We start from the raw sequence: 13,892 nt of genomic DNA, 5'->3' as shown, positions 1-13,892 counted from the left end.
GATGACGGAAACCTCAGCCGATAAACTGGCCGCCCTGCAGGCCGCGCGCGACGCGATCAGCGATGCGGGCCGGCCCGAGGCCGTTGCCAAGCGTCGGGCCGTTGGAATGGCCACCGCGCGCGAGCGGATCGACAAGCTGTTTGATCCGGGCAGTTTTCAGGAAATCGGCGGGTTGGTGGAGCCGGATCGCGGGCATGAGATGAGCCGCGATCTGGTTGCCCCGGCAGATGGCGCGGTCACCGGAACGGGCCGCATCGGCGGGCGGCCAGTCAACGCGCTGGCGCAGGATTTCACCGTACTGGGTGGCTCCATCGGCACGGTGGCGGATGCCAAATGCGGGCGGCTGGTCAAATTCAGCCGCGAGCGCGGCCAGCCGATGGTAATGCTGCTCGAAGGCGGCGGGCACCGCATTCAGGACGGCATGAACGCCGCGCATTTCGCCGCCGCCTCGCCGGTCTTTCGCGAATTGGCCTCGCTCTCGGGATGGGTGCCGATGGTGACCGCGATCATGGGTCAAGGTTTTGCTGGGCCAACCGCCTATGCCTCGCTTTGCGATTTCGTGGTGATGCTGCGCGGCAAATCAACCATGGGGATCGCGGGCCCCGCGCTCGTCAAAGCGGGCACCACGACCGAGATCACGAAGGAAGAACTGGGCGGCGCGGATCGCCAGGCCGACGCGCAGGGTATCGCCGATCTTGCGGTGGAGACAGAGGAAGAGTGCCTGAACGCCATCGCCCGGTTCCTCTCCTACCTGCCGCAAAACGCGGGCGAAGCGCCCCCGGTGATCCCCTGCGACGACCCCGCCGACCGGCGCGACGATGGGCTGCTGGATCTGGTGCCTGCAGACAGCCGCAAGGTCTACAACATGAAAAAGGTGATCCAGGCGATCGCCGACACAGGCAGCGTGTTCGAGCTGAAACCCGGATACGCCCGCAACATGATCACCGCCTTTGCGCGCCTCGGCGGGCGGCCCGTGGGCATCTTCGCCAACCAGCCGATGCGCAAGGGCGGCATTCTGGACGCGGCCGCCTGCGAGAAGGCCGCGCATTTCATCGCCATGTGCGATGCGTTTGGCCTGCCGCTTGTGTCGCTCATCGACATTCCGGGCATCTCGATCGGCCCCGCGGCCGAGGATACCGGGCTGGGCCGCCGCAGCGGGCGGCTGTTTTTCGAGATGGGGATTGCCACCGTGCCGTTGGCCTCGGTCGTGCTGCGCAAGGGCTATGGCGGGGGGTACTATGCCATGGGCGGCGGACGCGCTTTTGACGCCACCATCGCCCTGGGCTGGCCCACGGCCGAGATCTGCGCCATGTCCATCGAAGGCGCGGTCGACGTGGCCTACCGCAAGGATTACGAGGCCGCGCCCGACCCGCAGGCGCGCCGGACCGAGCTGATTGAGATGATCCGGGGCCAGACCAGCGCGCTGGATGCGGCCAGCGGTTTCGGCCTCGATGACATCATCGACCCGCGCGACACGCGCCGCATCCTGATCGACACATTCGCCAACAGCCCCGCGCGCCGCGCCGATCCTGCGCCAGCGCGGCTGAGACCGATATCGCCCATTTGAGACCGGAGAGAAGATGAGCCTGATCAATGTTGAATCCGAACTGGCCGGTACCGTCTGGTCCATCCCCGTCTCTCCCGGTGAGACGGTCGAAGAAGACGACCCGCTGGTGATGGTTGAATCGATGAAGATGGAGATCCCGATTTCCGCCCCGCGCGACGGCGTGGTGAAGGAAATCAAAGTCGCCGAGGGCGATCTGATCAGCGCTGGTCAGGTCGTCGTGATACTGGAAAGCTGACATGCCAAACCCGCAGGAAAAGGGGAACTGACCATGCCCGAAGCCTATATCGTCGCCGCAACCCGCACCGCCGGAGGCCGCAAGGGCGGCCAGCTTTCCGGCTGGCATCCGGTCGATCTGGCCGCACAGGTGCTGGATGATCTTGTCCGCCGCACCGGCGCTGACCCTGCCCGCATCGATGATGTGATCATGGGCTGCGTCTCCCAGATCGGAGAGCAATCCACCAACGTGGCGCGCGGGGCTGTGCTGGCTTCGTCCCTGCCCGAGACGGTGCCCGCAACTTCGGTCGACCGGCAATGCGGATCCTCGCAACAGGCGCTGCAATTCGCGGCCCAAGCGGTGATGTCGGGCACGATGGACTGCGTGATTGCGTCTGGTGTGGAAAGCATGAGCCGCGTGCCCATCGGCACGCCGATGGACCTGCCCGAAAAGGCGGGGCTTGGGTTCTACAAAAGCCCGTTGATGGAAAAACGGTACCCTGATGTCTTCTTCAGCCAGTTCACCGGGGCCGAGATGGTCTGCAAGAACTGGGATCTGTCACGCGAAGACATGGATCGTTTCTCGCTGGAAAGCCATCAGAAGGCCGCCGCTGCCACCAAGGCGGGCAAATTCACGGACGAGATCGTGGCGGTGGAACAGCGCCTCCACGACGGATCGGTGCCCGGCCCGATGGCCGAGGCGGATGAAGGCATCCGCTATGACGCCAGTTACGAGGCGATCTCTCAGGTCCGGCTGTTGCAGGAGGGCGGACGTTTGACCGCCGCGTCGGCCAGCCAGATTTGCGACGGGGCTGCCGGTCTGATGGTCGTCAGCGAAAAGGGGCTGAAAGACCTAGGCGTCGAGCCGCTGGCGCGCATCCACCACATCTCGGTCCACGGGGGCGACCCGGTGGTGATGCTCGACACACCCATTGCGGCGACCAAGCGGGCGCTGGACCGGGCAGGCATGAGCATCGACGACATCGACCTTTACGAGGTAAACGAGGCCTTTGCCTCGATCCCGATGGCCTGGATGAAAGGCGTCGATGCTGACCCTGAGCGGCTGAACGTGCATGGCGGTGCCATTGCCCTGGGCCACCCGCTGGGCGGATCGGGGGCCAAGCTGATGGTGACGCTGGTGCACGCCCTGAAAGACCGCGGCAAACGCTATGGCCTGCAAACCATGTGCGAAGGCGGCGGGCAGGCCAATGTGACCATCGTCGAAAGGCTCTGACACCACCGGCCGCGCAATTTGGGAGGAGAGCGCGTTGGACCACCTGAAATCGGAATTCCTGTTCGAGATGTCGGCCGAGATCGAGCCGCCCCAACCCGTGGGCGCCACCCCGGCCGGCAAACGCTATATCGCCTATGTGCGCGGCGGCACGTTCGAAGGCCCGCGCCTGAAGGGTCGCGTCCTGCCGGGCGGCGGTGACTGGGTGTTGGTGCGGTCTGACCGCGTGTTCCAACTGGATGTGCGCATCACGCTGGAAACCGATGATGGCGCGCTGATCTACACCACATATCGCGGCGCGCGGCACGGCTCGGCCGATGTCATGCGCCGGATCGCCGCCGGAGAGCCCGTGCGCGCAGACGAGTATTACTTCCGCACCACGCCCTATTTCGAAACCGGGGCGGACACCTATGCCTGGCTCAATGGCATCGTTTCCGTCGGCATCGGCCAGGACCGGCCCGGCGGCGTCACCTACCGCGTGCATCAGATCCTCTAGGCCCCCACCAGAAAGGAGATCACACCATGGTTTACGACCCGCGCATACCCGCCAAGGAAGAGTGTGTTCTGGCCTATCAATTGGAACATTGGGCGGCCCGCAAACCCGATGATCTCTTCGTCAGTTTCGAAGGTGGCCCACGGTGGAGCTGGGCCGAAACCCTCGATCAGACCCGCCGCGCCGCCGCAGCCTTTCAGGCGATGGGCGTGAAAAAGGGCGATCACGTCCTCTCGTGGCAGCCCAACTCATGGGAGGCGCTGCTGACATGGTTCGGGCTGAATTACCTCGGCGCGGTCTATGTGCCGGTCAACGTGGCCTATAAAGGCGCGCTCTTGGAACATGTGGTCAAGCTGTCGGACGCCAAACTGATGGTCTGCCATGCCGATCTGCTGGACCGTCTGGCCCAGATCGATTGCGGGGTTCTCTCGGACGTGATCGTCACCGGTGGTGAGGCCACGCTGGACGGGTTCACCTGCCACCCCGCCAGCGCCCTGCAAGCCGATACCGGCCTGCCCGGCATTCCCGAAGAGATCGCGCCTTGGGACACGCAATACATCATCTTCACCTCCGGCACGACCGGACCCTCCAAAGCCGTGCTGTCCTCTTATGTGCAGGGTCACGCCATGGGTCCGGTGGCGCATGACTACACCGAGGAAAGCGATCATACGCTGGTCAACCTGCCGCTTTTTCATGTGGGCGGAACGGTCTTTTTCAACATCGCGCTTGGCACCGGCAGCTCCTGCCATCTGGATACGCATTTCAAAACAGATGTCTTCTGGGACACGGTGCGGCGCGAAAAGATCACCAACACCCTGCTTCTGGGCGCGATCATCACCTTTCTCAACGGGCTGCCCGAACGCGATGACGATCAAGATCATACGCTGAAAAAATCCATCTGCGTGCCGTGGAACGACGATGCGCGCAAGCTGGGCAAGCGGCACGGCATCACGGTGCGCACCACCTTCAACATGACCGAGATTTCCTCGCCCATGGTGTCAGACCCCTACCCGCCTGAAAACGGCACCTGCGGCGTGCTGCGCCCCGGGGTCGAGGCGCGCGTGGTGGATGAAAACGACTGCGAGCTGCCCCCCGGCGTCGCGGGTGAACTGATCGTGCGCACCGATACGGTCTGGGGGCTGAACCACGGCTATTACAAAAACCCCGAAGCCACGGCCAAAGCCTGGCGCAATGGCTGGTTCCACACGGGCGACGCGTTCAAATACGATGAGGCCGGGTATTTCTATTTCGTCGATCGCATCAAAGACGCGATCCGGCGGCGCGGCGAAAACATCTCGTCATTCGAGGTGGAGGCCGAGGTGAACGCCCACCCCGATGTCGCCGAAAGCGCCGCCGTCCCGGTGCCCAGCGCCTTCAACGAAGACGAGGTTCTGGTCGTCGTCGTCCCAGCCAAGGGCCGCACGATCGACCCCGAAGCACTGTTCGACCATCTGCGCGACCGCATGGCCCATTTCATGCTGCCGCACTACATCCGCGTGATCGACGATCTGCCAAAAACACCCACCCAAAAGGTGCAGAAACACATCCTGCGCGATGCAGGGGTGACCAAGGATACCTGGAACAGGGAAGCCGCCGGCATCACCGTCAAACGCGAGAAGATCGGCAGCTAGCGCGGCCGCACCAGGTCGTGATCAGATGGGAGGATGACACAAAAAAGAACACCAAGGCGCAGTTTACCAAGCAATCGTTTGGTTGACTAAATGCCGCATCTCACTGACACTCACCTGCAAGGCCAGACCGACGCTGCACATAAATCCGGTCTTGCAAAAATAAAACCGTGCAGCGCTTTAGCGGAGCTTGCTCCGGCAAATGCTTAGGGAGGAAAAGCATGACACTCAATCGCCGTAAGTTCTTGAAAACCGGGGCCATTGCGGCGCCTGCCGCACTGGCTGCGCCGGCATATGCGCAAGGCAAACGCACCCTGCAGATGGTCATGTCCTGGCCACATAATTTCCCCGGCCTGGCCTCGATGGCCTATAATTTCCGGGATTTCCTCGATCAGATGACCGACGGCGAACTCACCGTCGATGTCGCCGCAGCAGGCGAGCTGGTGGCCAGCTTCGAGGTCTATGACGCCGTGGGCTCAGGTGCTGCAGACTGTCTGCACTCCACCCCCGTCTACCTGACCGGCCAGTGGCAACCGGCGGCTTTCTTTTCGCAGATCCCGTTTGGCCTCACTGCGGTCGAACATATGGGCTGGATGTATCACGGCGGCGGTCAGGAGCTGCAGCAAAAAGCCTTCCGCGAAATGGTCGGCGTGATCCCCTTCACCTGCGGCCAGACCGGCATCCAGATGGCCGGTTGGTTCAACAAGGAAATCAACAACCTCGAAGACCTGCGCGGCATCACCATGCGCATCCCCGGTCTGGGTGGCGAGGTCATGCGCCGCGTGGGCGCCAACGCGGTGCTGATCCCCGCGCAAGAGGTGTTCCCGGCGCTGCAATCGGGTGCGCTGGATGCGACCGAGCTGCAGGGCCCGTGGCTGGATACCGTGTCGGGCTTCTACCAGCACGCCAAATTCTACTATGCGCCGGGCTTCCAGGAGCCCAACTCCGCCGGTGAAATCGCCATCAATGCGGATGTCTGGGATGAGCTGGGTCCGAAAAACCAGGCCATCGTCCAGCGCGTGATCGAATCCATCAACTCGATCAACGTCGGCGCATGGGCCTACAACAACGCCCAGTTCTTCCAGACGCTGAAGAACGAGCATAACGTCGATGTGCGCAGCTATCCGCAGGATGTGATCGACGCACTGGTCGAAAAATCCGCCGAAACCGTCGCCGAGCTGGGTGAGGTCGATGAGATGTCGGGCGAAATCTATGCCAGCTATTCGGATTACCTGAACAAGGCTGTCGAGTATTCGATGGCGGCCGAGGTGCCGTTCTATCGTGCCCGCGCCCAACAGGCCGAGGCGATGAAAGGCTGATCTCGCACCCTATCGCGCATCCGCCAAGTGCGGGTGCGCGCCTATCTTCAAGGCATGTGAACCCTCTCAATGCTCCTTATCGCCGACATGATTGACCGGATCACCGTTCTGGTGGGCAAAGTGCTGGCCTGCCTGATGATCCCGCTTGTGCTGCTGGTCTTTGCCAATGCGGTCCTGCGTTATGTCTTCGGGCTGGGCCATGTGTGGCTGTTCGAGGCGATCGGTTATTGTTTTGCCATCCTTGCGGTGGGCCTTGCCGGTTGGGCCATGAAGGAAAACGAACATGTGCGCGTGGACATCTTCTATTCGATGATGAGCCGCCGAAAGAAGGCGATCATCGACATCCTTGGCACGGTGTTTTTCATCGGCCCCTTCTTGTGGCTCATGTGGGATCGGTCGCTGCCATATGTGCAACGGTCCTGGAAAACCCGCGAAGGGTCGATGGAAATCTCGGGCATTCCCTATGTCTGGCTTCTGAAGACCTGCCTTTTGATGTTCTGCGTCGTGCTGGGGCTGGCGGCCATCGCCTTTGTGCTCCGTGCGCTCAATGACGTGATCACCGGCGGAGAGGACACACCGTGATCGACTGGCTGATGACCCATCCGGATATCTGGATGTTTATCGTAACGATCGGCCTGATGCTTCTGGGCTTTCCGGTCGCCTTCACTCTGGCCGGTGTGGCGCTGGGATTTGCCTTTCTGGCGGGCGAGCTGGGTCTTTTCCGCGTCGCCACGTTGAATTTCCTGCCGCAACGGGTCTGGGCCGTTCTGAACAACAGCGTCATCGTTGCGGCCCCGCTCTTCATTTTCATGGGGCTTTTGCTGGAACGCTCCAAAGTGGCCGAACAGATGCTGACCGCCATGGCGCGGCTCTTCGGCGAAAAACCTGGCGGCCTTTTGATCGCCACCACGCTGGTGGGCGCGCTGATGGCGGCATCCACCGGCATTGTGGGGGCGACGGTCGTGACCATGGGCGTGCTGGCGCTGCCCGTGATGCTGCGCAACGGCTATGACCCGGCCAGCGCCTCGGGCGCGATCTGTGCGGCGGGTACGCTGGGCCAGATCATTCCGCCGTCTATCGTGCTGGTGTTTTTGGGCGATTTCCTGACCTTCGCGAACCAGCAAGCCAACCTGACCATGGGCAATCCGTCGGGCCGCAGCGTCGGTGTGGCGGATCTGTTCGCCGGATGCCTGATCCCCGGTCTGATCCTGGTGGGGCTCTATCTGCTGTGGCAGCTGACACTCACCTGGCGCAATCCGCACATGGCCCCCGCCCTGCCCCCCGAAGCCATCCGCCTTGACGCGCAAGGCGTCGAGATGGAGGCCGAGACCACCGCCCAACTGATCATCCGCGCGCTCGCCGCACCCCTTCTTCTGATCGTCGCAGTGCTGGGATCCATCCTCGCCGGTGTCGCCACACCGACCGAAGCCTCGGGCGTGGGTGCGGTCGGCGCGCTCTTTCTTGCGGCCTGGCGCGAAAGCGCGCGCGCACGGCCTCTAATCATGGCCTCGGTCGCAAGTGCGACGATCATCGTGATCCTGTTGATGATCTTCGACATGCGCCTGGGCCGCGAGGTCACGTCTGCAGGCGAACAACTGGCGATCTGGGCCAGTTTCGCCCTCAGCGGGATCATCTGTCTGGGTGTGATCGCCAGCCTCTGGGTGACCTTCCGCAGCGGATCGCTGATGGATGTCACCTTCCGCACGGCCCGCATCACGGCAATGATCTTCACTGTCCTTATCGGTGCAACGCTCTTCACCCTCGTCTTCCGGGGATTGGGAGGCGAGGACACCATTCACGAATTCATGTCCGGCATCCCCGCAGGCCTCACCGGCGCGATGATCTTCACAATGGTGCTGATGTTCATCCTGGGCTTCTTCCTGGATTTCCTGGAAATCATCTTCATCCTCGTGCCCGTGCTCTGCCCGGTCCTGATCGTCATGGGGGCCGATCCCGTCTGGCTGGGCGTGATGATCGCGCTGAACCTGCAGACCTCGTTCCTGACACCACCTTTTGGCTTTGCGCTTTTCTATCTGCGCGGCGTCGCCCCGCCCAGCGTGGCCACGATGGAGATCTGGCGCGGTGCCACACCTTACATCGGGTTGCAGCTCTTCACCCTGTTGATCCTGGCGCTTTACCCGCCCACGGCAACCTGGCTGCCGTCGCTGATCCTGCAATGAGCTCGGGCCAGGCGCTTGAATATTGGACTGAGGACGACTAGAACTACTGTACTAATCAAACGAACGTTTGGTAGATGCGATTACTCTGGGAGGACATCACATGACCGCCGCGCATACCGCAGAGGATATCATCTATGATCCCTCGGACCCTGCCGTCATGGCCGATCCGTTCCCGGTCTATGCCCGCTTGCGCGAAGACGACCCGGTGCATTGGAGCCCCTCTCTGAAATCCTGGATCATCACGCGTTATACCGATGTGCGCGACCTGCTCTTGTCTGACGATCTGTCGGTCAAGCGGCTGACGCAGTTTTATAACGCCCTGCCGCCAGCCGATGCCGAACTGCTCAAGGACATCATCCACTATCTCAACCTCTGGCTTGCTTTCCGCGATCCGCCCGATCACACGCGCGTCCGTCGGATCATGCGCCACGCCTTCACGGCCAAGGCCATCGAAGACATGCGCCCGCAGATTATCGAGATCACGGATATGCTGCTGGACCGGCTGGAAGCCTCGGGCAAAAATGACGTGGACCTCATCCGCGAATACGCGTTGCAACTGCCCGCCTTTGTGATCATGGACCTGCTGGATGTGCCGCGCGACATGCTGGACGACTTCAAGGAATGGTCAGACGACATGGCCGTCTTCATCGGCGGCGCACGCAATTCAGGTGACAAATACGAACGCGCCGCGCGGGGTTGCCAGAAAATGTCATCCTATTTCGCCCAGCTGATCAAGGAACGCACGGAAAACCCCAAGCCCGGCTTCCTGATGGACCTGATCAACGCCCGCGACGAAGGCGACAAACTCAGCGAGGACGAGCTGATCGCCACCTGCATCCTTGTCCTTTTTGCCGGGCACGAGACGACGACCAACCTGATCGGCAACGCCACGCTTCTGCTGCTGCGCCACCCCGATCAGCTGGCCAAGCTCAAATCCGACCCCGCCCTGATCGACAGCACGATCGAAGAAGTGCTGCGCTTTGACGGCCCCACGAATGCGCTTGTGCGCGTGGCCGCGCAGGATCACGACCTGCACGGGCGGCAGATCCGCGAGGGCGAGCGTGTCTTTGTGATGGTCAATTCCGCCAACCGCGATCCGCGCATGTTTGACGATGCCGACCGCTTCGACATCACCCGCCAGCAGAACCGCCACCTGACCTTCGGACAAGGCATCCACCTATGCCTTGGCGCGAAACTCGCGCGAGAGGAAGGGCGCATCGCCGTCGAACGGCTCTTTGCCCGCTTCCCGAACCTCGCCCTGGATCCGTCTGCGCCGCCCGAATGGCTCGACGCGATGGTGCCGCGCGGCACACGCCGCCTGCCTGTCCTGTTGCGCGGCTGAACCGCGATGGCCCGCGCGCTTCCCCCACAGATCGACGGCACGCCCGCCCGCGAGGCGGCCGAGGCGCTCGCCACCCGGTGCGACACCGCCTATGAGGCCTTTGTCGAAGCCGCTCAGATGCATCCCGATCTGCCTTTCCTGTGCGTGCCGCCACGCGAGGGGCGCGCCTATCACCCGGACGGGTTTGAGGTGACCTACGGCGATGCGCTGGCACAGGTTCAGCGCCGCATCGACCGGCTGCGCGCCGCAGGCTACGGCGCGGGCCATCGCGTGGCGCTGATGCTTGATAACCGGCCCGAACATATCTTCACCCAGCTCGCGCTCTATGCGCTGCAGGCCACGCAGGTGCCGGTCAATCCCGACTATCTGGACCACGAACTCACCTACCTGCTGGAGCATTCCGAGGCCGACCTGGCCCTTGGTCTGCCCCACAATATCGATCAGCTTCAGCGTGTTGCGGGCAAGCTGGGCGTCGCGGCGGTTTTGGAGACCGATCCGCTCCCGCAAGCGCCGAGCGCGCCTCACCCCCGCGGCACCGGACAGCAGGCCGAGGCCGCGCTGATCTACACCTCTGGCACCACGGGGCGGCCTAAGGGCTGCGTGATCGATCACGAATACCATTTCGCCGTGGGCCTCGCCTATGCCCGCCTCGGCGGACGGCTGGCGCTGCAGTTGCGCGCCGACCGCATCTTTGTACCGCTGCCGGTTTTCCACGTGAACGCGGGCATCAACACGCTGACCGCGCTGATCCTGACCGGCAACTGCCTGATCCTGCCCGACCGGTTCCACCCGGCCAGCTGGTGGCAGGACATCGTCACCACCCGCGCGACCGCGATGCACTACCTCGGGATCATCCCGCCAATCCTCTTGAAACGCGACGCTGAGCCGGCCGAGGAGCAACACAATCTGCGCTTCGGCCTCGGCGCAGGGCTTGAACCGCGCATCCATCAGGAGTTCGAAGATCGCTTCGGCGTGCCCATGGTCGAGGTCTGGGGCATGACCGAAACCGGCCGCTTCCTCGGCGATTGCATCGAGCCGCGCCGCATCCACACCCGCGCCTTTGGCACAGCGACCCCTGATCTCGATGCCCGCGTCGTTGATGAGGCTGGCGCGCCCGTCCGCCCCGGCACCGAAGGCGAATTGGTCGTACGCGCCCACGGCCCCGACCCGCGCCAAGGCTTCTTCCGCGAATACCTGAAAAACCCCGACGCCACCGCCGAGGCGTGGCGCTCAGGCTGGTTTCACACCGGCGATGTGGTGGTGCAGGAACCCGACGGCATGCTGCATTTCGTGGAACGACGCAAAAACATCATCCGGCGCTCGGGCGAAAACATCTCGGCCGCCGAAGTGGAAAACGCCCTGATCGGCCATCCGGCGGTCGAGGCCGTCGCCGTCATAGGCGTTGTGGACGAGATGCGCGACGAGGAAGTGATGGCCTGCATCCTGCCCAAATCGGGCACGCCCCGCGACGCGGACACCGCTCGGGCCATCTTTGACAGCGCGCGTGAACTGGTGGCCTATTACAAGCTGCCTGGCTGGGTGGCTTTCGTCGATGATCTGCCGCGCACCGGCACGCAGAAAGTGCGCAAGGGCCTGATCTTTCCCGATGTGGACGACCCGCGCTGCGCCCCGGGCGTGGTGGACCTGCGCGATCTCAAGAAACGGAGCAAGGCATGAAACGCGCGATCTTCCGACAGCATGGCGACCCGGCCAAGGTGATCGAGATCATCGAAGAAGACGACCCCACCCCCGGCCCCGGCGAGGTGCGTGTGCGCAATCAGGTGATGACGATCAACCCCGCCGATCTACTCTCGATCGAGGGCCGTTATGGCGCCGAACCTATCACCTTGCCGGCCACTCCCGGCGTGGGGGCCTATGGTATCGTGGATGCGGTGGGCGAAGGGGTCACACGGCTTTCCGTTGGCGATGCCGTGCTGCCCGTAGGCGGTGGGTTTTGGGCCGATACCCTGATCCTGCACGAACGCATGGCGCCAAAGGCCCCGGCGGGCGCGGATCCCGAACAGGCGGCGCTGATGCGCGCCAATCCGGGCACCGCCCACCTGATGCTGAGCGATATCGTCGATCTGCAACCGGGCGATTGGGTCGTGCAGAACGCCGCCAATTCCAACGTGGGGCGCATGGTCATCCGCTTTGCCCGTGAACGCGGGCTGCATACGGTCAACATCGTCCGCCGCGCCGATGTGGCCGAGGCGCTGACGGCTGACGGCGCGGACGTCGTCATCGTGGACGAGGGCCAGGACCTCGCCGCCGCCATCACCGCTGCCGCAGACGGCGCGCCAAAACTCGCGCTGGATGCCGTGGGCGGCACCGCCACCCGCGCCCTTGGCGCCGCACTGGCCGATCGCGGCACGGTGGTGGCCTATGGCCTCCTTTCGGGCCAACCGAACGAGATGGACGCACGCGATGTCGTCTTCCGCGATGTGCGGCTGCAGGGCTTCTGGCTTTTCGATTGGTACCGCACCGCGACCCCCGAAAAGATGCGCGACCTGCATGCCTTCCTTGAGGCCAAACTGGCCGAAGGTGTGCTGCAAACGGACGTGGACGCGCGCTATCCGCTCGATCAGATCAAAGAGGCCGTCGCCCATGCCGCGCGCGGTGGCCGCAACGGAAAAATCCTTCTGGAAGGAGACCACAATGCGTGATGTTTATGTGCTTGCCACCTCCTGCACCGCCTTCGGCAAACGCCCCGGGGACAGCTTCAAAGACCTGAGTCGCGAGGCATATCTGGACGTGATCGCCGATGCCGGTTGGGACAACGGCGACGCCATCGAACAGGCCTGGTTCGGCAATTGCGGCATGGGCACCTTTGGTCAACGCAACATCCGCGGGCAGGTCTGCTTCACCCCACTGGTGCGCGAGGGGCTCTTCCCCGAACGGGTGCCCATGATCAACGTGGAAGGCGGCTGCGCGACGGCGTCAATGGCCTTCCACGGCGCGTGGAAAGACGTGGCCTCGGGCGATATGGATGTGTCTTTGGCCATCGGCGTCGAAAAAACCTTCGTGCAAGGCGACGCCGCCCGCACGCTGGAAATTTTCGAAGGCGGCATCGACCAGATGGACCCGCAGGAATGGCACGACTACTACGCCAAGCGCGGGGAAGAGGCAGGTAAACCCTTTGACCCCAACGCCGCCGGCGGCACCGTCTTCATGGACACCTATGCCATGCAGGCCGCCTGGCACATGAAGACCTATGGCACCACCCAGGAACAGATTGCCATCGCCGCATCGAAAAACCACTGGCACGGATCGATGAACCCAAAGGCGCAGTATCGCTTCGAGGTTCCGGTGGAAGAGGCTCTGGCCGATCGTGAGGTCTCCTGGCCTATCACGCGCTCCATGGCCGCGCCCATCGGCGACGGGGCGGCCGCTGCGATCCTCGTGTCGGAAGAGGTCCTTGCGCGCCAACCCAAGGACATCCGCGACCGCGCGGTCAAGGTCCGCGCTTCGGTCCTGACGGGCGGCAAGTATCGCGATCCATCCGAACCGGGCCTCAGCCGCGTGGCGGCGCAAAAGGCCTATGCCAAATCCGGGCTGACGCCAGCGGATGTTGACCTGATCGAACTCCACGATGCCACGTCGTTCTGCGAGATCTTCCAGCTGGAGATGTTGGGATTTGCCGAGGATGGCAAAGGCGGCAAGCTGGTCGAAGATGGTGCGACCAAGCTGGGCGGCCGCCTGCCGGTCAACCTGTCGGGCGGATTGGTGTCCAAGGGGCACCCGGTCGGTGCCACGGGCCTGTCGATGATCCATGAACTGGCGCTGCAACTGCGCGGCGAAGCGGGTGACCGGCAAACGGGCCGCGCGCGCATCGCGCTGGCGGAAAACGGCGGCGGTGTGATCGGCTTTGACGAGGCCGCCTGCTCTGTCATCCTTCTGGAAGCGCCCTCCGCGTGAGCCG

12 protein-coding genes are annotated in these 13,892 nt (G+C 63.4%); all 12 read left to right on the top strand.

Annotated features, from left to right (window positions below):
• Position 1 precedes the first annotated feature (1 nt).
• The 12 genes from TR61_RS11190 to TR61_RS11135 all read left to right on the top strand — a co-directional run bounded on the left by TR61_RS11190 (position 2) and on the right by TR61_RS11135 (position 13,888).
• Positions 2-1,567, top strand: a complete 1,566-nt coding sequence (locus tag TR61_RS11190) for an acyl-CoA carboxylase subunit beta (protein WP_172676968.1) — start codon at positions 2-4, stop codon at positions 1,565-1,567.
• A 13-nt stretch (positions 1,568-1,580) separates the two neighbouring features.
• The gene (locus TR61_RS11185) at positions 1,581-1,802 is read left to right on the top strand and encodes a biotin/lipoyl-binding carrier protein (protein ID WP_050930074.1); all 222 of its coding nucleotides are present in this window, start codon (positions 1,581-1,583) and stop codon (positions 1,800-1,802) included.
• A gap of 33 nt (positions 1,803-1,835) precedes the next feature.
• Positions 1,836-3,014 (top strand): acetyl-CoA C-acetyltransferase, encoded by a 1,179-nt coding sequence (locus TR61_RS11180; protein WP_050930073.1) that lies wholly within the window; start codon positions 1,836-1,838, stop codon positions 3,012-3,014.
• A gap of 34 nt (positions 3,015-3,048) precedes the next feature.
• Positions 3,049-3,507, top strand: a complete 459-nt coding sequence (locus TR61_RS11175) for a DUF3237 domain-containing protein (protein ID WP_157440893.1) — start codon at positions 3,049-3,051, stop codon at positions 3,505-3,507.
• Positions 3,508-3,533: 26 nt separating this feature from the next.
• Positions 3,534-5,135 (top strand): AMP-binding protein, encoded by a 1,602-nt coding sequence (locus tag TR61_RS11170; RefSeq protein ID WP_050930072.1) that lies wholly within the window; start codon positions 3,534-3,536, stop codon positions 5,133-5,135.
• Positions 5,136-5,353: 218 nt separating this feature from the next.
• Entirely contained in the window at positions 5,354-6,451 is a 1,098-nt protein-coding gene (locus tag TR61_RS11165; protein WP_082181944.1) for a TRAP transporter substrate-binding protein, read from the top strand.
• A 69-nt stretch (positions 6,452-6,520) separates the two neighbouring features.
• Positions 6,521-7,033, top strand: coding sequence for a TRAP transporter small permease subunit (locus tag TR61_RS11160; protein WP_050930070.1), 513 nt, complete (start codon positions 6,521-6,523; stop codon positions 7,031-7,033).
• A complete protein-coding gene (locus TR61_RS11155) occupies positions 7,030-8,631 on the top strand; it encodes a TRAP transporter large permease (protein WP_245626876.1) in 1,602 nt (533 codons plus the stop codon). The genes TR61_RS11160 and TR61_RS11155 overlap by 4 nt, the downstream gene beginning before the upstream one ends.
• Positions 8,632-8,731: 100 nt before the next feature.
• Positions 8,732-9,973 (top strand): cytochrome P450, encoded by a 1,242-nt coding sequence (locus TR61_RS11150; RefSeq protein ID WP_050930069.1) that lies wholly within the window; start codon positions 8,732-8,734, stop codon positions 9,971-9,973.
• Positions 9,974-9,979: 6 nt separating this feature from the next.
• Positions 9,980-11,650, top strand: coding sequence for an AMP-binding protein (locus tag TR61_RS11145; protein WP_050930068.1), 1,671 nt, complete (start codon positions 9,980-9,982; stop codon positions 11,648-11,650).
• Complete coding sequence (locus tag TR61_RS11140) at positions 11,647-12,636, top strand: zinc-dependent alcohol dehydrogenase family protein (RefSeq protein ID WP_050930067.1); 990 nt, start codon at positions 11,647-11,649, stop codon at positions 12,634-12,636. The genes TR61_RS11145 and TR61_RS11140 overlap by 4 nt, the downstream gene beginning before the upstream one ends.
• The gene (locus TR61_RS11135) at positions 12,629-13,888 is read left to right on the top strand and encodes a thiolase family protein (protein WP_050930104.1); all 1,260 of its coding nucleotides are present in this window, start codon (positions 12,629-12,631) and stop codon (positions 13,886-13,888) included. Before TR61_RS11140 ends, TR61_RS11135 begins: the two co-directional genes overlap by 8 nt.
• Positions 13,889-13,892: the final 4 nt, after the last annotated feature.

It is taken from the genome of Aestuariivita boseongensis (genome assembly GCF_001262635.1).
Taxonomy (GTDB): Bacteria; Pseudomonadota; Alphaproteobacteria; order Rhodobacterales; family Rhodobacteraceae; genus Aestuariivita; species Aestuariivita boseongensis.
Note: the sequence above shows the minus strand (reverse complement) of the source record. Positions and strands in the feature narration are given on the sequence as shown.